Here is a 23516-nt window from a genome sequence, read left to right as displayed (position 1 = left end):
CTGGAATTGTGTAATCATTCGGTTTAAAACTACCTTCCTTTTGTTTTGCCTTTTACTCTTGATGCTTCCTCTATTATATTACTTTGCTAATTCATAAATTGCTTGGGCATAAATCGCCGTTGCTAGTAATAAATCATCGACAATAGCATATTCATCTTTTTGATGCATGACATCTTCTCGTCCAGGGAATAAGGCTCCAAAAGCAACCCCATGGTCTAATGTGCGCGCATAGGTTCCTCCGCCAATTGCTAATAAGTCGGCCTTCTCACCTGTCTGTTCTTCATACACCTTTTGCAATGTTTTAATTAAAGGGTCATCCTTTTTCACATACGTTGGCTTCGAATCAGAGAAGTTTTCTAATTGTAAGCCTTTTGAATGTAAGGTTTCTTCAATTTTCTTTCTTCCTTCTTCGATATCAAATGTGACAGGATAACGCATATTTAACCCAATGCGGCCCCCTGCTTCCCTACTATAGCTCATCACACCTACATTAATTGTTAACTCACCAGAGTCTTCGTCTTCATACTCAATTCCGAAAACTTCTCCACGTGATTTATTATGGAACGCTGATACAGTTAACATGTACTTTTGTCCCTCTTCATCTAACTCAAGCTTTTGTAAGTATTGTGCTAATAATATTCCGGCATTTTTGCCATGACTTGGTTCAGCACCATGTGCACTTTTTCCAATTAAACTAAAGAACAACTCACCATCTTCGATATTAGCTTCTCCTTCGAGCTTTACCTCTTTCAGATAGCCAAGATAATCTTCTATTAGTTTAGTAGGTGCCTCTTGTACTTTAATCGTTGCTTTCGCAATATCTGGCACCATATTGTACCTGCGACCTGATTGGAAGGATACTAGTTGATAGCTTGCAGATGCATCTTGCTTATGAATGGGTTGGACAATATCATAATACGCGATTCCTTTTTCAGCAAAAATAATAGGGAAATCCGCATCTGGCACAAATCCTGTTGTAGGCATTTCTTCTTGTGTAAAATAATGATCGACACAACGCCAGTTACTTTCCTCATCTGTCCCGATAATTAGGCGAACTCGCTTACTTAAAGGTAGCCCTAGTTCTTTTATTATTTTCATTCCATAATATGCTGCCATAGTCGGACCCTTATCATCACTAGATCCACGAGCATAGATTTTACCATCCTTAACAATGCCACTATAGGGATCGACACTCCAGCCATCCCCTTCTGGAACAACATCTACATGCCCTAATACCCCAATTAATTCTTTCCCTTGCCCTATTTCAATATGACCTGCAAGGTTATCCACATTTTTACTCGAGAATCCGTTTTTCTCACCTAAATCTAACACATATTGTAGGGCATCTTTAATGCCTTGTCCCAATGGAGCATCCTCAGAAGCATTTTCTTCATCTAGGACACTTTTAATTTGAAGTAGTCCTTGTAGATCCTTAATAAATTCGTCTTTTCTCTTTAAAACTTCCTCCATCCAATTGATGGTAGCCATATGTATTTCACTCCTTCCACTTATTTCAAACAAACGTTTGATTCACTCATCATTCTAACAACATCTTTATTTTACTCCTTAACCATGATTTAGCATAATAGTTAACATTACTTATCATTAGCATTCCATTCCCATGTACAAACATTCGTTAAAACAATTGGCATAATCAGCAAACTATATTAAATTTATAATATGGTCTGTTGCCATACAACTACATATAGGTATACCAGTAGAATTGGTGTCTTAATAGACTTAATAGGGAATCTGGTGAAAATCCAGAACTGTCCCCGCAACTGTAAATGCTGACGAAATGAGAATACCACTGTCTAAGACGGGAAGGCTTAAAGTAGGGTGAAGCATAAGTCAGGAGACCTGCCAGTTCTATGATGTATGATCTTCTTCGGGAATTGAGAAGGTTGGATATGAGGGTATAATAAACAGCTATAGACCAGTCGTGTGGTCTATCCTTTACACCTGAATAAAAATCCATCTTCTTTAAGAAGGATGGATTTTTTTATTTCCATCACTTTTTGAAGAGACCTATAGTACAAAAAAAGAAGAAAGAGGGAGTGTAATGGAAAAGCTATCTACGAATGTTTCACGTACTATTCTAACCAAATTGGTGTTACCACCTGACACTAATCACTTAGGTACCATTTTTGGCGGAAAGGTTTTATCTTATATTGATGAAATTGCTGCGATTGCTGCAATGAAACACAGTGGTAAGGTAGTCGTTACAGCATCTATTGATACAGTGAATTTTCTATCATCAGCAAGAGTTGGCGATATTTTAACTTTAGAGGGGTTTGTTATTTCCACTGGGAGAACTTCCATGGAGGTTTATGTGAAGGTTGAATGTGAACGGTTTAAAACAAGGGAAAAAAGTCTAACCACTACCTCCTTTATTACGATGGTAGCGATTGATGAACATGGTAAGCCAGTACCTGTTCCAGGGGTGATTCCAGAAACAGAGCATGAGCTAGAGTTGTTTCAAGAAGCACAGAAGAAAAGGGCAAAATTAGCCAAACAATAAGGGGAGATATATTCTCCCCCTAAGCTAAAATGAAGCCCCATTACTAGATTCGTTTCATTAACAAATAAATAAAATAGGGTGCGCCGATTATAGCTGTCATGACCCCAGCTGGGATCGCTTCATCTGGTAACAAATTTTGTCCAATCACATCTGCCAGCAATAATAGAAATCCACCTAAAAGTGTTGCAATTGGGATGAACAATTGATTTCTTGGTCCTACTAGTGCTTTAGCCATATGTGGGGCCATCAGCCCGATGAAAGCAATTCCTCCCGCTACTGCTACTGCTGCTGCAGCCAAAGCTGTTGCTGTTATCAATAAGGAAAATCGTTCTTTCTCAATCGATATGCCAAGCCCTGTGGCAACAGGCATATCCATGGAAAGAATGTTTAACCGATTTGCCTTATAGATGGCGTAAGGTATAAGTAGGATTAACCAAGGAAGTAATGCTATAATAAAAGGCCAATCTGTCCCCCATATATTACCTGCAATCCACTTTGAAATAAAATCTACCTTTTCCCGTTCTGCGGAAGAAATGACAACAATCATAACACCAGAAAGTGCCATCGCGAATCCAACCCCAACTAATACTAATCGGATTGGATGGAATCCACTATTTCTCTTATAAGATAAAAGGTAAATAATTACCGCTGTAACAAATGCACCAATAAAAGCAAGAACTGGTAATAGATATACAAAGTTACCTGTATCTATTGGAAAATATAAAAAGAAAATAGCAATTACTACACCTGCTCCCGCATTTATTCCAATTATGCCCGGGTCTGCTAGGTCATTTCTAGTAATCCCTTGTAAAATAGAGCCTGACACCGCTAATGCTGCACCTGCAAGAATGGTAATTAAAATCCTTGGCAATCGCACCTCGAATAAAACAAAGTGTTCCTTAAAACTTCCTTCACCAAATAATGTTGGAAGAATTCTATCAAAGGAGACGGAGGAATAACCTATTCCCATGGATATTATCGCAGTAATGACAATCAGAACAAGCAATGAGAAGAATATGATTCGCTGTTTTACTACTAGTTCTGGACGGATCATGAGAATACCTTGCCCCCTCTATGTATCACGATTAGGAAAAATGGTAACCCCAATATAGCGACAATCGCAGCAACCGGTGTTTCATAAGGGGCATTTATCGTTCTCCCAGCTAAATCAGCTAGCATCATAAAAGTAGCACCTACTATAGCAGAAAAAGGAATAATAACACGATAATCCGTCCCTACCATTGCACGCACCATATGGGGAATCATTAATCCAATAAAGACCATATTACCAACAAGTGCTACCGCTGCACCTGTTAAGAGGATGATTACAACGAATAAGACAGCCTTAATTTGCCTCGTTTTCTGGCCCAACCCTACCGCAACATTTTCATGTAAACTTAGGATAGTCAGCTGCCGTGAGAATAGGATAGCAACAATAATTCCTATCATAATAACAGGTATAATAACCATTAGTTGCTTCCAAGTTGTCCCTATCAACCCACCAGAAGTCCACATCGATACATCTTTAGCTATTTTAAAATAAATACCAATAGCATCCGAGATCGCAGTTAATAACGCTGTCACCGCAGCACCTGCTAGTACAATTCGAAACGGTGAGAATCCACCTTTTTTCATGAGTCCAATGCCAAAGACGAGTAAAGCACCAATAGCAGCTCCTAGGAAACAAGCAAGCATAATCGAGAAATAATTAGCAGAAGGAATAGACGCTATGGTGATGGCTAATGCCAAATTCGCTCCAGCTGTTAGTCCCAGCAATCCAGGATCTGCTAAAGGATTCCTTGTTAATCCTTGCATAATCGCACCAGCCACTGATAAAGAAGCCCCAACAAACATCGCAGCTACTACCCTTGGAATTCTAAGCTCTCGAATAATGGTTATCTCATCTGTTTGATTACTTGAAGTTAAGGCTAGCCACACACTTTGAAAATCAATGTCTGCGGCACCAAATAATAAAGATGCCGCAAACCCAATGACAGCTATAGTGATTGTGATCAAAAATTTATATATCATGAATTGTTTACTCATCTTAACCCCGAACTTTCTTCCTTAAGACTTATTAGAAAAACGCGCATGTGCTCGTCCTTTAACGAATATGTTCGTTTTTCTTATGCTGACGGGAATAATGTTTATACTTTCCGATTTCCGAAAAAGAGACTCCAATAGCGAATCCCTTCTCTATCTTTGTTTAATTTTCCTGAAATGCCTTGATAAATGTTTCTAATTGAAGCTCTAATGTAAGTGGATCATTAAAGTAAAATTCGTTCGCATTTACTTCAATTACATTTCCATTTTTCACTGCTGGAATAGATTGATAGGTTTCCGTCTCTAAATAAGCATTCTCTTGGTCAGAGAAACTACTAACTACCACATAGTCACCGATAAACTCTGGTAGCACTTCTGGAGAAATTGCATGGTAACCCGCTTCTAATGCAGTTTCTCTTACCTTATCTGGCATTTTCAACTTCATCTCTTGATAAAGAATTTCAGTTCCACGTCCCCAATTATCGCCGTATACATATATTTGCTTATCATAGCCTTCAATTACCGAAACGGTTAATTCCTCACCCAAACGAGAACGTATATCCTCTCCAGCTGCTACCGCACGGTTTTGGAAGTCTTGAACCCATTCTGTCGCTTCTTTTTCCTTGTTTAATAATTTACCAATTTCAATATGCTGTGTAAGATAATCTACCTTGCCATAAGTGAAGAGTACAGTAGGGGCTATCTCACTTAATTTATCCATATTTTTCGTATTGGAAAGACCAATAATTAAGTCCGGCTCTAATTCAATTATTTTTTCTAAATCTTCATCTGATACTTGTTCTACATCCTTTAACCCCTCTTCAAAACGAGGATTTAGCTTACTCCAAGCATCGACACCTACTAAATTAACATCCAAAGCCATCACATTTCCTGCAAAGGACGAAAGAACAATGACACGCTGTGGGTCTTTAGGCACCTCAATCGGGCCATTTTCAGATTCATAGATGATTGTCTCCTCCCGCTTCGAGTCGACCTTATCTGACTGCTCACTTTCATTAGACGTTTCCTTCCCACATGCACTAAGAACTAGTAGTACTATAAGAACAACTAATAGGATTATCTTTTTCATAACATTACTCTCCCTTAATTAAATTATAGGTAATACATATCGGTTTATTGGTTCTCGGGTCTTTTTCAACCACCGCATCTATCTGAAATACTTCCTTCAGTACTTCATGACTAATTACTTCTTCACTAGAACCCGAACGAACAATTTTGCCGTTTTTTAACGCAATAATATAATCAGCAAATCGTGCAGCTTGATTTAAATCATGCAGCACCATTACAATTGTCCTTCCCTCCTCCTTATTCAATTGTTGTAAAAGTTCCAACACCTCTAATTGATGTGCCATGTCTAGATATGTAGTCGGTTCGTCTAAGAAGATAATTTCTGTTTCCTGCGCGAGCGCCATAGCAATCCAAACCCGTTGCCGTTGTCCTCCTGATAACGAATCCACGGATTCATACTTAAATTCAGCTGTCCCTGTTTTCTCCAAGGCCCGATCAATAGCATCCAGATCTGACTGATTTAATCTCCCAAATCCCTTTTGATAAGGAAACCGTCCATAGGATACTAGCTCTCCAACCGTTAAACCTACCGGAATTTCATTAGTTTGTGGAAGAATGGCCATTTTTCTTGCTAGTAATCTCGTATTCTCTTTTAAAATGCTTTTGCCATCTAACATAATTGCTCCGGATTGATGAGAAATGATACGTGTTAGCGCTTTTAATAATGTCGACTTCCCACAACCATTTGATCCGATAATAGTTGTTATTTTCTTATCGGGAATCTCAAGTGATAGGTCATCTATAATGATTCGTTCCCCATACCCTAAACGAACACGGTCTGTATGTAATCTATGCATAATTACCTCCCATAATAGAAAAACTCCCACTTTAACAAATAGTAGCTTTTCTTTGCAGGCTGGAAAGATTATTGTATTCCTTCTGCAGAAAAATCGAAAAAAGTGTTGATAATGATTCTCATTTTCGTTTACAATCAATAATATAATGAAAATGATTCTCATTGTCAATTGAAGATTTAAAAAGTTTGTTATGGTGATAAACCAATCATGATAATCGAGGAGCGGTAGACCATGTCTAATGACATATTTGATGTAACAATAGTTGGCGGGGGCCCTGCAGGACTCTTTGCCGCATTTTATAGTGGATTACGAAATATGAAAACAAAGATTATTGATTTCCAACCACAATTAGGTGGAAAAGTACATATTTATCCAGAAAAAATGATATGGGATGTCGGGGGGCTAACACCTGTTACAGGTACGAAATTAATAGATCAAATCGTGGAGCAGGGTCTAACCTTCAATCCAACAGTCGTATTAAATGCGAAAGTAGAATCTATTCAAAAACTTGACGACGGACAGTTCCTATTAACGGAGTCATCTGGGAGAGAGCATTTGTCTCAAACCGTTATCATTGCAACTGGAAGTGGTATTTTACGCCCACAAAAGATAAATATAAAAGGTGCCGAGCGCTTTGAAATTTCAAACCTTCACTATACGATAAAATCGTTAAGGAAGTTTAAGGACAAAACGGTTCTCATATCAGGCGGTGGTAATACAGCTATTGATTGGGCAAATGAATTAGAGCCAATCGCCAGAAAAGTATATCTTACCTACCGAAAAGATGAAGAGCATTTAAAGGGACATGAAGCACAAATAATACAATTATTAAACAGTTCAGCAAAATGTTTTTTCCATACATCGATAACAAATTTCTTAGCAAACAAGAACCAGGATAAAATTGAATATGTAGAACTATATAACGATAAAACGAGTGAAGCTATTCAACTGGAGGTAGATCATGTCTTGATCAACCATGGATTTGATCAAGATATATCCCTTATAAAAAATAGTCCACTGGAAATTAATTTAATTGATGACTTTTATATCGAGGGTACTTCGATGAGCGAAACATCGATCCCTGGCCTTTTTGCGGCTGGGGATATTTTAAAGCACGATGGTAAATTACATTTAATTGCTGGTGCATTTCAAGATGCTGCCAACGCAGTTAACAGGGCAAAGCTATTTATTGAACCTAAAGCTAATGAAATGGCTATGGTCTCCTCACATAATGAGGTTTTTGAAGAAAGAAATAAAGATTTAATAAAGAAGTTAGTCAAATAACTGCTATGCTCACTAAAATTTGTAACTATTTCTAGGTTGATACCCAAGCAATCTCCATTCCCTTACATACATTACCATATGGGCCAATTAATCACTAAAAAAATCTTTTTAAGGAGGAACATATAGATGTATGAAGGATTATATTCAATGCAAGCACAAAACGACGAAAGAGTATTTAGACCTCGGCCTTTCGGAAGGCCATTCGGATTCGGTAGACCGTTCGGTTTTGGTCGACCATTTGGGTATGGATATGGATATGGGTTTGGAGCACCATTTATTGGAGGCGTATTAGGTGGGCTCTTAGGAAGCGCTCTAGTCCCGCCGTATGGATATGGTTATCCGTTTTATGGATATGGGGCACCATATTATCCTTACTATTAACAGTTAAAAAGATTAATAGCAATCACTTAGTAAAACAGCAACTCACCAGTGTGATCGATTCGGTTTGAAAACTACCACATTCGCTTGTCTTTATGCAAATGTGGTAGTTTTCTTCTGCACGGTTAAATAATAAATCGGGCATCCGGCTTCTCGGTTACCTTTTTTGGCTTTCCTTCCTCATTTCGGTAACTGGGGGGCGCTCTCTGTTTCCTTTTTCGGCTATCCTTCCTCATTTTCGTAACTGAGACGCTCCTTCTGTTTCCTTTTTCGGCTCTCCTTCCTCATTTTGGTAACTGAGACGCTCCTTCTGTTTCCCTTTTCAGCTCTCCTTCCTCATTTTCGTAACTGAGACACTCCCTCTGTTTCCTTTACCACTCATTCCTACTCATTTTGGTTATCGAAAAGCACTTTCTCTTATCTTTTTCACCGTGTCCCATTATAAAGGCTTTACTTCCTCATCTGTCAAAAAAGCCCCCCTATAGGCAAAACAGAATTTTCACCAAAATGGGGAGCCTATATATATCCGAAAACTCACTTAAATATCACCTTTCATTCGGTCATTCATCTCGTCTAACATCTCTTCCTTCATCGCTTTAATAGATTGTTTTCTATGTTCATTTTTCTGATTGATGCGTTCTTGTTCTTCTGAGCTTACATGCTCCATACTCATTTCTGCCTCGTGCAATTTTGCTTCTGTTCTTTCCATCATGTCGTGTAATCTTTCCACATTATTCTTTCGATTATCAGGTTTAGGGGTTTTTTGATCACTCATTACGGACCTCCATATTTAACTGCTTTTAATGGTAGTTTGGTTCTGCTTCTTTTTTATATACGAAAAAAGAAGCTTCCTTCTTCCCTAAATCACTTTTTCATAATCTAACGTATCCCGATAGCTAGCCTTATCAAGACTTAAGAGCGTATGTAAGTAATCTATTCTCCCAAAAGCCTCCACTGGTTGAGCTACATAATATTGCACATACTATTCTTTCGACACATTGGCTTTTACAAAATCACTTCAGCTCCTAGCTTTTTACACTTTCTGCCGTTTCCTTTCCATCCTTCTCGTTATAATCTAGCAAGCTTAAACGATAACCTTTAGTAGCTAACTTTAATGCTATAGCACTACAAGTCAGTTGCTGCACCGGTAAGTAAACAACGTTACTATCCTCTTCCCTCCTAATCTTACGCTACTTATGGTTCACCTTATTTATCGCTAGCAGTAAAAACGCTTACACTGTTATGTTAGATTTAAATAATAAATTAGGAGGAATTTTATACCCAATATTAAAAGACATTTAATGAATAATTTCGTTTAAAATATTATATAGTAGAATTTTAAATTGATACTTTAAAGGGGCTACTATAAAAATTTATTAGGGAGGGAGATTTTTTGATAAAGCTTCCAATTGATGAACCGGTTATTATATTTGCTATCGCAATGGTTATCTTTTTAATTACTCCAATATTGATGAAAAAACTGAGAATCCCTGGCATTATTGGCCCAATTCTTGCCGGAGTCATTATTGGCCCGCATGGTTTTCATCTTCTTGAACGAGATCAGACCATTGTATTATTAGGTACAATCGGATTGTTATTTATCATTTTTATTGCAGGTTTAGAGCTAGATATTGATGGCTTTAAAAAGTATCGGAGTCGAAGTATTTTATTTGGATCCATCTCCTTTACTATTCCACTTGTCTTAGGAACTTGTGTTGGTCTTATATTTGATTATAGCTTAACAGCTTCTATCCTTCTTGGTTCCATTCTTGGCTCACACACACTTCTTGCTTATCCTATTGCCAGTAGACTTGGAATTGCGAAAAACAAGGCAGTGACCACTGCTGTTGGAGGTACACTTCTAACGGATACCTTCGCCTTATTAATATTAGCAGTAGTTACCGGTGCTGCAGCCGGCCAATTATCACTTCATTTTTGGGTGAAAATGACAATCTCATTAATCGTTTTTGTACTCATTATTCTTTGGGGAACTCCAATATTATCTAGATGGTTTTTCCGAAACTCTGAAAACGAAGGTGTAATGAATTTTACATATGTCATGGTTATTCTCTTTGTTTCCGGATTTTTAGCGGTTATTGCTGGCATGCAACCAATCATTGGGGCATTCTTAGCAGGTTTAGCATTAAATCGTTTTGTACTTGAACATGGAACATTAATGAATCGAATACGCTTTTTAGGTAATGCACTATTTATCCCATTCTTCTTATTATCTGTTGGGATGTTGATGGATTTAAGTGTATTATTTAACAACCCAAGAGCATGGATTATTACAGGAGCAATTGTACTTTCTGTCATTATAGGAAAAGCACTAGCACCAATCCTTATTAGCAAGATTTATAACTACTCTAAGAAAGAACGTAATGTCATGATTGGGTTAACTGTTCCACAGGCGGCAGCGACACTTGCTTCCACATTAGTTGGTTTTGAAGTTGGCCTGCTTGACCAGGCAACGGTTAATGCTGTTATTATCATGATATTAATAACTTGTATTGTAGGACCATATTTCGTGGAAAAATACGGTAGAAAGTTAGCATTAAAAGAAGAACAAAAGCCGAGTGAAAGAAAGCAAAGTCCTGAACGTGTTCTTATCCCTTTGGCCAATCCACAAACAATGGAATCGTTACTTGACCTTGCGAATATGATTAAGCATTCGCATACAGATGAACAGCCTTTGTATCCTCTTACTGTCGTTCAAAAGGATATTACTACGGCACATGATGAGGTCGCTCAAGCTGAAAAAATGTTAGGTCACGCCGTTATGTATGCTGCTGGTGCCGAGATACCAGTTCGACCGATAACTAGGGTAGATCAAAACGTGTCAAACGGCATCATTAGAGCCATAGCAGAAGAAAGAATTAATACGGTTGTAATTGGATGGGATGCCGAGAGAAACTCAAATAAATTATTTGGAAGTGTTATTGATCGCTTTGTTGACCAAACAACACAAACGGTATTAGTTACCAAGTTAGGCCACCCATTACAAACAACGAGACGAATTATTTTAATTATTCCGTATGGGGCAGATCATAAACCAGGATTTATGGATGCATTGGAACGAATTAAACGATTAACCGCGAGCCTAAGTGCTTCCTTATTAGTTTTAGTAATAAACGATTCAACTGACACATATGAAGAATATCTGAAGCAAATTAAACCAGAGCCTCCTACCGAGATACGAACAATAGATAGCTGGAAAGCGTTGCAGGAAGGTTTGGAAACAAGGTTAGTAGAGGACGATATTATTGTTATTTTAAGTGCAAGAAGAGGCACAGTTGCTTGGCATCCAGAGCTTGAAGAATTACCCAAGAAATTAGCAATTGTCAAACCAGAAAGCTTCATCATTTATTATCCACGAGAAGAAGAGGTAGTGGATATTAGAGGCTCAAAAGGTATTGAAGTACCAAAAGAAGTGCTAAGGAAAAAAGACTATGAGGAGTATAACTGATTAAAAGATTATGCTAATAAATTGTACACCTTTAAAGCAGGCAGCTTATCGATAATTAGTAATCCTTTTACAACAAGCTAATAGACCATTGGAGCTCCAATGGTCTATATTTTTATTTTCATACTAATCTTCCCTAATCTGAACAAAGCAGGGATTAACAGTTCTTTCCAATCAAATTATGATATAATCCAATTGAGTTACAGTCTAATCCATTAACAATGAAGGTGAGAACATGACAGCAGAAGTACTTGTTGTAGAGGATGAATACGAAATTGCAAATTTAATCGAAGTCTATCTTACGAATGAAGGTTTTAACGTTCATAAATATGCTAATGGGAAAGATGCATTAGCAAGTATTGAATCCACTACTTTTGATTTAGCACTATTAGATATTATGTTACCTGAAGTAGACGGTTTCACGCTATGCCAGCGGATTAGAGACCATTATCATTATCCGATTATTATGCTAACCGCTAAAATAGAGGATATCGATAAAATCACTGGACTTACACTCGGTGCAGATGATTATATAACGAAACCATTTAATCCACTTGAAATGGTAGCACGAGTTAAAGCACAATTAAGAAGATACAAACGATATAATCATACCGAATCAACTGAAAACATGACAGTTTCTAGTGAAAAGGTATATGATTTTGCTGGATTGTACATTAACAAAGACAAGCATAAATGTTTCCTCTATGGAAAACAACTAGCCCTCACCCCTTTAGAGTTCTCCATCTTATGGTACCTTTGTGAAAATAAGGGTAAAGTGGTTTCCTCTGAAGAGCTATTCGAAGCGGTTTGGGGAGAAAAATACATCGATAACAATAACACCGTAATGGCCCATATTGGTCGTCTACGGGAAAAGATGAATGAAAAGGCTAGAAATCCTAAGTTTGTTAAAACCGTTTGGGGAGTTGGCTATACGATTGAATAAGCGAGATTATTTAGCAAAAGACTTGACAAGAGCTATATTTCTTAGATTCGTATATATGGTCGTTATTTTTACAGCACTGCTAATATTTACATATTTCATAGCGGGATTCTTATTTTCAAGATTCATCTGGTATCCTGGTGAATACATATATGAATTAATACTTAGTCCAATTAATAATAATCCAATCTTATTCCTATCGGCTTGCTGGATTATAGGATTTATCGTCATTCTTTTTATTAATTGGAAAAGAATTCTATTTTATTTTAATAGCATCGTAAAGGCTAGTAATGAATTAGCTTCTAACAATGAAGACCTCATCCAATTACCAAGAGAACTTCAGCAAGTGGAAGTCCAAATGAATCAAATAAAGCAAGAGGCGATACGAAATGACCGGTTAGCAAGGGAAGCGGAGCAAAGAAAAAATGATTTAATTGTCTATCTAGCTCATGATCTCAAGACCCCACTTACATCTGTGATTGGCTACTTAACCTTACTTCGAGATGAAAAGAACATTTCGGAAGAACTTGTACATAAATACACCTCTATTTCATTAGATAAAGCAATACGTTTAGAGGATTTAATCAATGAGTTTTTCGAGATTACTCGTTTTAATTTAAGCCAACTGACCCTTGAAACTAGTCAAATTAATGTCACTCGAATGCTAGAGCAAATAACATTTGAGTTCCAACCATTAATGGTTGAAAAAAACCTCGAATTTAAGCTCATTTCTCCTACTAGTTTTCAACTAACATGTGATGTTCAAAAAATGGAGCGGGTATTTGATAACATCATTCGTAATGCTGTTAGCTATAGTTTCCCTAATAGCACGATTACGATAGAAGTAAAGGAACTAAAACAAGGCGTCCAAATTCGTTTTGAGAATCAAGGAAATACTATTCCCGAAGAAAAATTAAATCGCATATTTGAACAATTTTATCGTTTAGATTCTTCTAGACGTACTAATACAGGGGGAGCTGGTTTAGGTTTAGCCATTGCAAAAGAAATTGTTGAATTACACCAAGGAACTATATCTGTTTCAAGTTCCAATGAAAGAATTGAATTCAACATCTATATTCCAAACCTCTCGTAGGAATTTTGTAAGAAATTAAAGAGAAATTTAGTAGTTTTTCTTGATGAAATACGAAAGAATAACACTTTTTAGCTTGGTACGATATACCTATCAAGTTAGAAAGTGTTTTTTTGTAACGAAAACATAGAAAAGGAGCATATCAAATGGGAAAAATAAATGTTGCTATTATATTTGGTGGATATTCCAGTGAATATGAGGTTTCACTACAATCCGCCCACGCCATTATTACTAATCTAGATACGGAAAAATATGAACCGATATTAATCGGGATTACGAAGACTGGAAAATGGCTACGTTATCAAGGAGATGTTGACCACATTCGCAACAATACTTGGTATGAAGACGATTCAAATTGTTATTCGGTAGTGATTTCCCCCGACAGATACGAGAATAAATTAATTGAATTCAAAAAGGATGGAACCGTTCAAATAACCGTAATCGATGTAATCTTTCCTATTCTTCATGGGAGATATGGCGAGGATGGAACACTTCAGGGAATGGCAGAACTATCTGGCATCCCGATTGTTGGATGTAATACCTTATCTTCTGCATTATGTATGGACAAGGACAAAGCCCATCAATTAGTTGCCATGACTGGAATTAAAGCACCTTCATCTGTTGTATTTACAAGGAACTGTTCACAAACGGAAATCTTCGAGGGAACAAATCAATTAAGCTATCCTTTATATGTAAAACCGGTCAAGGCAGGTTCTTCACATGGCATTACAAAGGTTTATCAGAAAAAGGAGCTATCAAACGCTATAAAAGAAGCCTTTCTATATGATGAAGAAGTAATCATTGAAGAAAATATTGAAGGCTTTGAAGTTGGCTGTGCTATTTTAGGTAATCGAGACTTAACCATTGGCCTAGTAGATGAAGTAGAAGTGCCGGGGGGATTTTTTGACTATAAGGAAAAATACTCCCTTGAGCTATCCCAGATTTATGTCCCGGCTCGCATTGATCAAGAGCTTGAGAAAAAAGTAAAAGAAGCAGCAGTCACTATTTACCGCACTTTGGGCTGTAGCGGACTAGCACGGGTAGATATGTTCCTAACGCCAGATAATGAGATTGTCTTCAATGAAGTTAATACGTTTCCTGGCTTTACGACACATAGTAGATACCCGAACATGATGAAAGGAATTGGATTAGAGTTTGCCGATCTTCTAGACAAGCTCATTCAAGTAGGTTTAGAAAAATGACTGTACTTACATTACAACAAGCAGACATCCATAAAGGCTATCAAATACTAGTTAACAGAGAACATCCAATCCAAAATAATGCATATTTTACTAGGAAATTACTACCTATTGGAATAGAGTCTAGTCGAATCCAGTTAGAGAAGAACACTGCAAATCTACTAAACCAGTTACTCAATTCCATTTCTGCCAAAGAGAAAATCGTCTTAGTTAGTGGCTATCGAAATCAAAAAGAACAAGAGGAAATCTATCAATCTTCTTTATTAGAAAACGGTAAACGATTTACGGAAAAATATGTAGCCTTACCAAATTGCAGTGAGCACCAAACAGGATTAGCTATTGATTTGGGCGAACGTGCTGAGAATATTGATTTCATCAGACCCCACTTCTCCTATTCTGGAATTGCTGGGAAGTTCCGTAGAGAAGCAGCAAAATTTGGTTTTATTGAACGATATGGGTTGGATAAAGAAGCGGTTACTGGAATCTCTCATGAGCCATGGCATTTTCGTTATGTTGGATACCCGCATGCACAAATCATGCAGGAACAACAGCTTTGTTTAGAAGAATATATCGCATTTATCAAAGATTTTACCTTTGGAGTGAAACACTATCATTATCTTAAAGGTAATCAAAAAATAGAAATTAGCTTTCTTAAGGCAGAGTCACATCCAATAACAATTGACATACCAGACAACTGCTTTTATCAAGTATCAGGAAATAATGTAGATGGCTTTATCATAACGACCTGGGGGTGACTTTATGCAATTCAATAAAACAGGATCCCTAGACATGTTCCGTGTCATCGCAGCATTTCTAGTAATTGCTATTCACACCTCCCCATTGTATAGCATAAATGAAACGGCTGATTTCATTCTCACTCGTATTGTGGGCCGTGTAGCAGTTCCATTTTTTATGATGGTAACGGGTTATTTTCTATACCAAGCAATCCAGAATAAAGACCGTTCCTATATTAGAAGCTCTGTCATTAAGATAAGTACTATCTATGGGCTTTCAATCCTGCTTTTCTTACCTGTGAATTACTATTCTGGCTATTTTCAGGATACGTTCTCCTGGAATAAGCTTGTTAAAGATATTTTATTTGATGGCACGTTTTATCACCTATGGTACTTACCTGCCATGATTGTCGGCATTCTAATTGTAACGTTTGGTATACAACGATTTGGACTTAGAGCTTCTTGGGTTGGGGCAATTGTATTATATGGAATTGGACTACTTGGTGACAGCTATTATGGCCTTGTTCAAACCACCAATTCCCTAGCTACATTCTATGAGTCCATTTTTACTATAGTTGATTACACGAGAAATGGACTATTTTTCGCTCCTATCTTTCTTATATTAGGAATAACAATCGCAAAAACTAATCTAAGTTATTCCATGAAGCATATCCTGATCGGACTATTTTCATCGGGTAGTTTATTTATTATGGAGGGACTTTTACTACATAGTCATTCCTGGCAAAGGCATGATAGTATGTACATCTTACTCGTACCTTGCATGTATTATTTATTTCTTTTATTGAGAAAGCTACCAGGAAAAAGTAGTAAAACACTACGTAACTTATCGCTCTTCCTCTACCTGATTCACCCTTGGATTATTATTCTAGTACGTGGATTTGCTAAAGTTATGAATCAGGAACAACTATTAATCTACCACAGTCTTATTCATTATTTGGTAGTTTGCGGGGTCTCACTTTTAGTATCGATAATTCTAGTTCTGTTATTTTCAAATACCAAAAAAGAGAATCATGTATCCCCCGACAGTAGAGCATGGATTGAAATTGACCTTGGAGCACTTAGACACAATGTGAAGGAGCTTAACCAGACCCTTCCAAGCCAATGTGATTTAATGGCTGTGGTTAAAGCAAATGCGTATGGACATGGGGACGTCATCATTGCACGTGAATTAATGAGGACTGGAATAAAGGCGTTTGCAGTTGCTACTATATCAGAGGGGATACGACTACGACAGAATGGGATAAAAGGAGACATTCTAATTCTTGGATATACCAATCCTAAAGATTTCTCGTATTTAGTAAAATACAAGCTAATACAAACCGTAGTAGATTACGCCTATGCAAAACTGTTAAATGACTATCCGAAAATGATTACTGTTCATATAAAAATTGATACAGGTATGCACAGGCTTGGTATTCCCGGCGAAAACCGTATCGAAATCGAAAAAATATTCCATTGTGCCAATATAAAAGTGGCAGGAGTTTTTACCCATTTATCTACTTCTGATCGTTTACTAGACGAAGACATTCAGTATAGCAAACAGCAGATTCAGCAATTCTACCAGTTAATTGACTCCCTAAAGGAGAACGGATATCAGCCTGGAAAACTACATATCCAATCAAGTTATGGAATATTAAATTACCCCGATTTAACTTGTGACTATGCACGTGCTGGAATCGCCTTATACGGGGTATTAAGCACCCCAGGCAGAACCGGTACTCCAATTCATTTAAAACCGGTATTATCCTTAATGGCCCGAATAGCAGTTATTAGAGAAATAGATTCAGGGGAGGCGATTGGTTATGGAAGACAATATCAAACAAAGTCGAAAATGACGATCGCCACTGTCACCATAGGCTATGCAGACGGAATCCCAAGACACCTATCTGAAAATGATGCATACGTATTACTCCATTCGAAAAAGGCACCGATCATCGGGAGAATATGTATGGACCAATTAATCATTGACGTTTCCCATATAAATGAAGTCAAACAGAATGATATTGTTACGATTATCGGTACGGATGGAGATAAACAAATTCGTTGTGAAGAAATAGCTGATAAGTGCGGTACGATTACGAATGAAATACTAAGTAGATTAGGAGAACGGCTAGAATATCAATATAAAGATAAATTATAACCAGGAAGAAAAGAATCGTTTCATAGCGATTCTTTTCTTCTTATCCTATACGAAAGGACAAAAAGGTCCAAATTTTTTCCAAATAAAGCAAATTATCAACATTATTTGCCTTTTATTCAAAATTTTATTTAAAATCCAACATTTTTTGCGGTATACTTTAATCGTAGATTAAAAAAATTAGTTTGGAGGGATTTTCTTGGATCTATTCGATAAAGTGAAGACGTATTCGAGGGCCAAAGATATTTTACGTAATTCCGTATTTCCCTTCCATCCAACAATTGAAGAGAACAATGGACCGCTTGTGAAAATGGATGGTAAAACTGTCGTAATGGCAGGCTCTAGTGACTATCATGGTTTTTCGCAAAATAATAGAGTAAAAGAAGCAGCAATTCAAGCTCTAAGTAAATATGGCATAGGTAATAATGGCAGCCGGTTACATAATGGAACATTGGATTTACATCTAGAGCTTGAGGAAAAATTGGCGAAGTTCCTTGGCAAAGAAGCTGTCATCACCTTTAACACCGGTTATCAAACTAACCAAGGCGCTATTGTTCCTTTAATAGGAAAAAATGATGTCATTTTTAGTGATCGAGACAACCATAACAGTATAGTACAGGCAGCATTAATTTCACGTGGGACATTTCTGAATAAAGACCAGATTATTCGTTATAGACATAATGATATGAATCACCTAGATCAATGCCTAAAAAAAGCACCCGATGATCACGGAAAACTAATCGTTTCAGATGGCGTATTTTCCATGTCAGGTACGGTAGTTGATCTTCCAAATATGGTGGAATCCGCTAGAAAAACAAATGCAAAAATAATGCTTGATGATGCACATGGAATTGGTGTTATCGGAAATAACGGAGCTGGAACGGCTAGTTATTATGGTTTAGATAATGAAGTAGATATTATTGTTGGTACACTTTCAAAAGGATTTGGTTCCTTTGGAGGATTTATTGCTGGAAGTAAAGAGCTTATACATTATTTAACGTATACAAGTTCTGCCTATATTTTCTCAGCCAGCTTACCTTCTGCAAATGTTGCGGCGGCTATGACAGCGCTTGATATATTACTTGAAGAGCCAGAACGTATCGATAAAATACAAGCGCTAACGCAAACGCTTCGAGACGGATTGCGCTCACTTGGATATAATGTGCCAGACGGAGTAGTGCCGATTATCCCAATAATATTAGGCGATGACATGCAAGTATTTAAAACATGGGGAGAACTGATGGAGCACGGGGTATATACCAACGTCGCAGTAAGCCCAGCCGTTCCTGAAGGACAGCAAATGATTCGAATTAGATTGATGTCTACCCATGAAGAAGAACACATCGTCCAAATTCTAAACGCTTTCTCCAACATAAAGAATCAAGTTTTAGTCTATTAGATTTACTCGATTCACGTTCGGAAGCACTATAATCAAATGGGAGTAATCTAGCATGAATATTGATTACTCCCATTTATCATCTAGTTAGAATTCTGGTTCAAATCCTCTCTTAATACAAGCTTCACGGGGTTGGTGGACTTTTATTGCCCGCTCAGAAACTACCCGATAGTCTACTTTTTGTTTAAATATCTCAAAAGAAATCATTCCTGTTGTACAATTCAAGCCGATGTTCATGACATAGCCCCTCCCAATCATACCTTCATTGGATTGGTCTAGTTCATCAAAATTTATTGGTTCACCTGTATAATCTTCATATGGGGCTTCATATCCCCCTTTTGTACGATCAAAATTACGTAGATCTGAGATGAAGCCTCCAAGAAGTAACACGAACACTATAATACCAAAGTATAAAAATGCCTTGCCTAGATAACTCGTCACCTTACGCATGAATTTAGAAGTACTCAAGTCTAGCAACCCCTTTACTAGATTAATTGAAAACCATTACGATAAATCCGATTATAAGATGACATCACGTATTGCTCTCCTCGGACTTGGATGTGTTTCCTTTAATGGGTAACCACATCGAAATGTAAATATCCCTTTCCAAGATGCATCTCCTACGATATTCTTTAACTCTGTTCCGAAATGTTCCGATGTACCAAGTACTAGCTCACGATCAGCCATCTCGTGTACTTGATTTAGAGGTTGCATCCCGAGCCCAAGCTTTGTTCCATATAGGTGAATTCTTTGCCATGCTCTACCCGCTCTTGCAAGTTGTTCTTTGTCACTAGAATCTCGTATTGAAACGATTCCATAGGTTGCAGCAGTAGCCGTATGAACGCTCTCTGTTGAGGATAGCCAAAATTGATCATTCCGTTCATGTGACATAGGGGGTAATATTTTACCAAGCATCCGTATCAGAAAGGAACTCCCCTGTGCATCCAAGGTAATCCCATCTCGTTGTTCTTGAATATCTTTCCAATTTTCTTTAAACCATTTATTAGTCTCTGCACTCATTTCCTCATCAGCTATGATGGCTTCTGTTGCTTCTACTATTGAATCTCCTACTTTTTTCTTTTCCTCAGTTGATGTAATCCAGGAAATTTTTACTTTTTTCTCATCTGCAATTAGATTCTTTATATCTGCAAGGATTGATTTCGAAATCTGTCGGTCCGTATCATATTTCCCTCTATGTGTATGTCGATGTGGAATTTCTTGGTATAATGGAGAATCTTTTTTTGCACCCGGTGTAAGGTCTATACGAGCAATACAGTCTGGTTCAGTAATACTAGGCTTATAGATTAATTTAGGATTATAACCATGTGCATTTGCAGATAACATCATATTCTCAATGGCACAACCGAGACCGATAAACATTTCTCTTCTCATTGGATCAAATGCTCCAAGATTTCTGCTCTCATCTGCATATATTTCTATAAACGAATCTGTTACTTTAAATAGCCATGGTTGTGTGTTATGTGGATTAGAAGCTAGGATTGCATCGTTTACTAAGGCAAGTGGACCAGATTCTAGATTATCCTTACTACTATTCCAAGCTTCATAAGCAGGTCCCTTCCCCGTACTAAATACCCCTTGATCTATCATTCTCCATGCTAATCCTGCAACGGAAATGACAAGAACAGCACCCCCTAATCTCTTTAGAAAAACTCTCCTCGATAGCCTTTCAAACTCTTTGTTCTCCTGTATATTCATCTACTTTGCTCCTTCTCATTTTATGTACGGCTGAATAACCATCATAATTAGTTGAATGCCTTCTTCTACCTTCTCTTCTGAAACTTCCTCATCATTTGTTTCCAGAAAAGCAAGCCAATAGTTACTAATCATCCAGCTAACTTTTAATAGGGAGTCCATTTGCGATTGATCCTGCTGTAAATTCAAGACACCAGATGCTAAAAAATACTGGAAAAAATTCCTTTGTTCCGACATACGTTGTTCTTGCATGCGTTGATGTCTGTCTTTTAATAGCGGATCAATCTTCATCAATACAATAAGCTCTCGATAGAAGAAACGGTATTTCCACTGTAATTGAAAGGTAAGTCTAATTATTGACTTTAAGTCTTCCAGGGTAGGCTGCCAATCAGGACTTGGAACCTGCCAAACCATGTCCCATTCTTGAATCATTCTGTCTAAAATCGCTCGAATAATTTCCTCTTTGTTCTTGAAATGATAGTATAAGTTTCCTGTACTAATTCCGAGTTCTTTAGCAATATGATTGGTTGAGACAGAACTAGTTCCCTCCTCATTGAACATACTAATAGCTGTCTCTATAACCTTTTCTTTCGTCTTATTCAACAATATTCCCTCCACATCAGAAATAGATTAAATACTCTAATTAACAGATTAGAGTATTTACTCTATTTTGTCAAATGAAAAAGAAAACGACCAATTAAATGGGTATCATCTTGATGCTTCGACCGCATACTCAATATTTTTAAAAATGTTTGTAATTTATTAATCATATTTAGAGATACTAAAACTTTTATATGAACGAAATAGGAAACTATAGATGGGGAAAGCTATACCATAATCACTCACGCAACAGAGGAGGAACTATGCGTGCATGACCTAGATTTACATCACATCTTTCAACTAGGACTTTTTTTAGTAATGATTGCAGCTGGCATTACAGCCATCGCAAAGAAATTTAAACAACCCTATCCGATTGCGCTAGTCATTGTCGGCGCGATTATTGGATTAAGCAATGTCCCTGTATTGCAACCATTAATAAGATTTATTACCGAAGGAGAAGTGTTTAACTTTGTCATTATTACACTGTTTCTCCCTGCTTTATTAGGTGAAGCTGCATTAAAGATGCCTTCTTCGCAACTAAATGATAATAAGAAACCAATTCTGGCTCTAGCATTTGGCGGAACCCTTTTATCTTTTGTTATTATCGGCTTTGCTTCAATTTGGTTACAATTTCCCATCCCTGCTGCATTTGTATTTGCAGCATTAATGAGCGCAACCGACCCTGTGAGTGTTTTGTCCATATTTAAAAGCGTAGGCGTGAAGAAAAGGCTTGCTACCGTGATTGAAGGAGAAAGCTTGTTTAATGATGGACTGGCTGTCGTGTTGTTTAACATATCGGCATTCTCTTTAATTTATTATCTAGACCTAGGGTTAATAGGTGCTAGTTATGGGTTATGGGAGTTTGTAAAAGTTATATCATTAGGATTGATAACTGGTGCTTTACTAGGCTACATGTTCTCTCGTTTGACCAAATACTTTGATGATTATCCATTAGAGATTATCTTTAGTATTATTCTGTTTTACAGCGCCTTTTTAGTAGCTGAAAGCATTCAAGCATCAGGAGTTATTGCAGTCGTTGTTGCTGCCCTTATATTTGGTAACTATGGTTCAAAAATTGGTATGAGTCCTACTACTAAATTAAACATCAATAACTTTTGGGATGTTGCCGCTCTACTTGCGAATTCTCTTGTCTTCTTAATGGTAGGGTTAGAAATAACGAGAATTAACGTTGCAGAGAACTGGATATTTATTTTGTTTGCTATTCTCATTGTGCTAATCGCTAGAAGTATTGCAGTATATAGTAGCCTTCTTTTTATTAGAAACATTCCCGTATCGTGGAAGCATATTATGAACTGGGGTGGTCTCAAGGGATCATTATCAATCGCACTTGTACTTAGTCTTCCGAAGGATTTTGATGGTCGTGAAGAAATATTGTTAATGGCTTTTAGTGTAGTATTGTTTTCCCTTGTAGTCCAAGGACTTTCCATCAAGCCACTTATTTCACGATTAGGCGTAAACAAAAAAGAAAAACGCTATGAAGAATATGAAACACTAATTGCTAGATCCCAACAATTGGAGACAGGCATTCAGGAAATTACAAAAGTGAAAAAGAATCTATTTTTATCGGATTTCCTAGCCAAAGAACTGGTCAATGAATACGAACAGCAACGTGTGGCATTACACCATGATATAGAAGAACTGTTCCGTAACTATCCTGATCTGAAGGAAAAACAGAAAATAGCCTTGCTGAAACATTCGCTATACGCGCAGTATGAAGCGATTAATAATTTGTTAAGGAAAGAAATTATCTCTGATGAAGTGGCGGAACGGGAACAGGGATTGATCATGAATAGGATTGTGGGGTTGGAGGATAAGGGCTAAATGAATGCGTAATTCATCGGAAATACACAGTATCGAAAACACTTTGTTCATAACAGGGCTCTCTAACTAGTTCATCCAATAGTATATTACACCCAAAAATTTACTACTTGAAAAATTAGACAATAGCTAGTAAACTGTTCAAAGTGCTCACTTATAAATAAATATTACCTGTATAACCTCAGAATATGGCATGAGGGTCTCTACCAGGAACCTTAAAATCCTGATTACAGAAAATGAATCATTCATTTTTTGTAATCAGTTTTTTTATT

At 37.2% G+C, this 23516-nt stretch carries 20 protein-coding genes and 2 riboswitches; of the genes, 11 read left to right on the top strand and 9 right to left on the bottom strand.

All coding sequences use genetic code 11. The features are described 5' to 3' along the window. Positions 1-78: 78 nt before the first annotated feature. Positions 79-1488, bottom strand: coding sequence for a dipeptidase PepV (gene pepV, locus ACSKT4_RS07155; RefSeq protein ID WP_465823104.1), 1410 nt, complete (start codon positions 1486-1488; stop codon positions 79-81). 219 nt (positions 1489-1707) lie between these two features. Continuing rightward, positions 1708-1882, top strand: a riboswitch (cobalamin riboswitch). 180 nt (positions 1883-2062) lie between these two features. On the opposite strand from pepV, the gene ACSKT4_RS07150 reads away from it, so the two are divergent. Next, complete coding sequence (locus ACSKT4_RS07150) at positions 2063-2521, top strand: acyl-CoA thioesterase (protein WP_186868931.1); 459 nt, start codon at positions 2063-2065, stop codon at positions 2519-2521. Between the two features lie 43 nt (positions 2522-2564). Here the strand turns inward: ACSKT4_RS07150 and ACSKT4_RS07145 are convergent, their stop codons facing one another. The 4 genes from ACSKT4_RS07145 to ACSKT4_RS07130 all read right to left on the bottom strand — a co-directional run bounded on the left by ACSKT4_RS07145 (position 2565) and on the right by ACSKT4_RS07130 (position 6450). Continuing rightward, positions 2565-3575, bottom strand: a complete 1011-nt coding sequence (locus tag ACSKT4_RS07145) for a FecCD family ABC transporter permease (RefSeq protein ID WP_186868932.1) — start codon at positions 3573-3575, stop codon at positions 2565-2567. Then, positions 3572-4552 (bottom strand): FecCD family ABC transporter permease, encoded by a 981-nt coding sequence (locus ACSKT4_RS07140; RefSeq protein WP_255488077.1) that lies wholly within the window; start codon positions 4550-4552, stop codon positions 3572-3574. Before ACSKT4_RS07140 ends, ACSKT4_RS07145 begins: the two co-directional genes overlap by 4 nt. Positions 4553-4727: 175 nt before the next feature. After that, positions 4728-5654 (bottom strand): iron-hydroxamate ABC transporter substrate-binding protein, encoded by a 927-nt coding sequence (locus ACSKT4_RS07135; RefSeq protein ID WP_186868934.1) that lies wholly within the window; start codon positions 5652-5654, stop codon positions 4728-4730. 4 nt (positions 5655-5658) lie between these two features. Beyond that, positions 5659-6450, bottom strand: coding sequence for an ABC transporter ATP-binding protein (locus tag ACSKT4_RS07130; RefSeq protein WP_186868935.1), 792 nt, complete (start codon positions 6448-6450; stop codon positions 5659-5661). Positions 6451-6681: 231 nt separating this feature from the next. On the opposite strand from ACSKT4_RS07130, the gene ACSKT4_RS07125 reads away from it, so the two are divergent. Further along, on the top strand, positions 6682-7734 hold the full coding sequence (locus ACSKT4_RS07125; protein WP_186868936.1) for an NAD(P)/FAD-dependent oxidoreductase: 1053 nt from the start codon (positions 6682-6684) through the stop codon (positions 7732-7734). A gap of 126 nt (positions 7735-7860) precedes the next feature. Continuing rightward, positions 7861-8115 carry a hypothetical protein gene (locus tag ACSKT4_RS07120; protein WP_436262595.1) on the top strand — a complete coding sequence of 85 codons (255 nt, stop codon included), beginning with the start codon at positions 7861-7863 and terminating at the stop codon, positions 8113-8115. 535 nt (positions 8116-8650) lie between these two features. Here ACSKT4_RS07120 and ACSKT4_RS07115 read toward each other — a convergent pair. Continuing rightward, a complete protein-coding gene (locus tag ACSKT4_RS07115) occupies positions 8651-8887 on the bottom strand; it encodes a small acid-soluble spore protein Tlp (RefSeq protein ID WP_186868937.1) in 237 nt (78 codons plus the stop codon). Between the two features lie 618 nt (positions 8888-9505). Between ACSKT4_RS07115 and ACSKT4_RS07110 the strand changes: the two genes are divergently transcribed. The 7 genes from ACSKT4_RS07110 to ACSKT4_RS07080 all read left to right on the top strand — a co-directional run bounded on the left by ACSKT4_RS07110 (position 9506) and on the right by ACSKT4_RS07080 (position 19095). Continuing rightward, positions 9506-11578 (top strand): cation:proton antiporter, encoded by a 2073-nt coding sequence (locus tag ACSKT4_RS07110; RefSeq protein WP_465823102.1) that lies wholly within the window; start codon positions 9506-9508, stop codon positions 11576-11578. A gap of 232 nt (positions 11579-11810) precedes the next feature. Beyond that, entirely contained in the window at positions 11811-12518 is a 708-nt protein-coding gene (gene vanR, locus ACSKT4_RS07105; protein WP_186868939.1) for a VanR-ABDEGLN family response regulator transcription factor, read from the top strand. Then, entirely contained in the window at positions 12511-13608 is a 1098-nt protein-coding gene (locus tag ACSKT4_RS07100; RefSeq protein ID WP_425516493.1) for a sensor histidine kinase, read from the top strand. The genes vanR and ACSKT4_RS07100 overlap by 8 nt, the downstream gene beginning before the upstream one ends. A 143-nt stretch (positions 13609-13751) precedes the next feature. Further along, positions 13752-14807: a D-alanine--D-serine ligase VanG gene (gene vanG, locus ACSKT4_RS07095; RefSeq protein WP_465823101.1), complete on the top strand. Its 1056-nt coding sequence runs from the start codon at positions 13752-13754 to the stop codon at positions 14805-14807. After that, positions 14804-15559 carry a M15 family metallopeptidase gene (locus ACSKT4_RS07090; protein ID WP_186868941.1) on the top strand — a complete coding sequence of 252 codons (756 nt, stop codon included), beginning with the start codon at positions 14804-14806 and terminating at the stop codon, positions 15557-15559. Before vanG ends, ACSKT4_RS07090 begins: the two co-directional genes overlap by 4 nt. Positions 15560-15563: 4 nt before the next feature. Continuing rightward, positions 15564-17699, top strand: coding sequence for a serine racemase VanT catalytic subunit (gene vanT, locus ACSKT4_RS07085; RefSeq protein WP_465823100.1), 2136 nt, complete (start codon positions 15564-15566; stop codon positions 17697-17699). A 196-nt stretch (positions 17700-17895) separates the two neighbouring features. Continuing rightward, positions 17896-19095 carry an aminotransferase class I/II-fold pyridoxal phosphate-dependent enzyme gene (locus ACSKT4_RS07080; protein WP_465823098.1) on the top strand — a complete coding sequence of 400 codons (1200 nt, stop codon included), beginning with the start codon at positions 17896-17898 and terminating at the stop codon, positions 19093-19095. Positions 19096-19179: 84 nt separating this feature from the next. On the opposite strand, the gene ACSKT4_RS07075 is transcribed toward ACSKT4_RS07080, so the two are convergent. The 3 genes from ACSKT4_RS07075 to ACSKT4_RS07065 all read right to left on the bottom strand — a co-directional run bounded on the left by ACSKT4_RS07075 (position 19180) and on the right by ACSKT4_RS07065 (position 21408). Next, positions 19180-19542 carry a hypothetical protein gene (locus ACSKT4_RS07075; RefSeq protein ID WP_186868944.1) on the bottom strand — a complete coding sequence of 121 codons (363 nt, stop codon included), beginning with the start codon at positions 19540-19542 and terminating at the stop codon, positions 19180-19182. 69 nt (positions 19543-19611) lie between these two features. Further along, positions 19612-20808: an Acg family FMN-binding oxidoreductase gene (locus tag ACSKT4_RS07070; RefSeq protein ID WP_186868945.1), complete on the bottom strand. Its 1197-nt coding sequence runs from the start codon at positions 20806-20808 to the stop codon at positions 19612-19614. 15 nt (positions 20809-20823) lie between these two features. Then, positions 20824-21408, bottom strand: a complete 585-nt coding sequence (locus ACSKT4_RS07065) for a TetR/AcrR family transcriptional regulator (RefSeq protein ID WP_186868946.1) — start codon at positions 21406-21408, stop codon at positions 20824-20826. Between the two features lie 264 nt (positions 21409-21672). Here ACSKT4_RS07065 and ACSKT4_RS07060 point away from each other — a divergent pair, with 264 nt between their 5' ends. Continuing rightward, a complete protein-coding gene (locus ACSKT4_RS07060) occupies positions 21673-23247 on the top strand; it encodes a cation:proton antiporter (RefSeq protein ID WP_465823097.1) in 1575 nt (524 codons plus the stop codon). Positions 23248-23395: 148 nt separating this feature from the next. Continuing rightward, a riboswitch (purine riboswitch) is annotated at positions 23396-23494 on the top strand. Positions 23495-23516: the final 22 nt, after the last annotated feature.

This window comes from Ornithinibacillus liuyingii (assembly GCF_055550225.1).
The sequence above is the reverse complement of the archived record's forward strand: the minus strand, read 5'-3'. Positions and strand labels throughout refer to the sequence as shown.

Bases quoted from the DNA above. Each gene is read 5' to 3' on its own strand.
- ACSKT4_RS07070 (WP_186868945.1), bottom strand. From the start codon at position 20,808: ATGAATATACAGGAGAACAAAGAGTTTGAAAGGCTATCGAGGAGAGTT.
- ACSKT4_RS07145 (WP_186868932.1), bottom strand. From the start codon at position 3,575: ATGATCCGTCCAGAACTAGTAGTAAAACAGCGAATCATATTCTTCTCA.
- ACSKT4_RS07115 (WP_186868937.1), bottom strand. From the start codon at position 8,887: ATGAGTGATCAAAAAACCCCTAAACCTGATAATCGAAAGAATAATGTG.
- pepV (WP_465823104.1), bottom strand. From the start codon at position 1,488: ATGGCTACCATCAATTGGATGGAGGAAGTTTTAAAGAGAAAAGACGAA.
- ACSKT4_RS07125 (WP_186868936.1), top strand. From the start codon at position 6,682: ATGTCTAATGACATATTTGATGTAACAATAGTTGGCGGGGGCCCTGCA.
- ACSKT4_RS07130 (WP_186868935.1), bottom strand. From the start codon at position 6,450: ATGCATAGATTACATACAGACCGTGTTCGTTTAGGGTATGGGGAACGA.
- vanG (WP_465823101.1), top strand. From the start codon at position 13,752: ATGGGAAAAATAAATGTTGCTATTATATTTGGTGGATATTCCAGTGAA.
- ACSKT4_RS07135 (WP_186868934.1), bottom strand. From the start codon at position 5,654: ATGAAAAAGATAATCCTATTAGTTGTTCTTATAGTACTACTAGTTCTT.
- ACSKT4_RS07075 (WP_186868944.1), bottom strand. From the start codon at position 19,542: ATGCGTAAGGTGACGAGTTATCTAGGCAAGGCATTTTTATACTTTGGT.
- ACSKT4_RS07140 (WP_255488077.1), bottom strand. From the start codon at position 4,552: ATGATATATAAATTTTTGATCACAATCACTATAGCTGTCATTGGGTTT.
- ACSKT4_RS07090 (WP_186868941.1), top strand. From the start codon at position 14,804: ATGACTGTACTTACATTACAACAAGCAGACATCCATAAAGGCTATCAA.
- vanT (WP_465823100.1), top strand. From the start codon at position 15,564: ATGCAATTCAATAAAACAGGATCCCTAGACATGTTCCGTGTCATCGCA.
- vanR (WP_186868939.1), top strand. From the start codon at position 11,811: ATGACAGCAGAAGTACTTGTTGTAGAGGATGAATACGAAATTGCAAAT.
- ACSKT4_RS07150 (WP_186868931.1), top strand. From the start codon at position 2,063: ATGGAAAAGCTATCTACGAATGTTTCACGTACTATTCTAACCAAATTG.
- ACSKT4_RS07120 (WP_436262595.1), top strand. From the start codon at position 7,861: ATGTATGAAGGATTATATTCAATGCAAGCACAAAACGACGAAAGAGTA.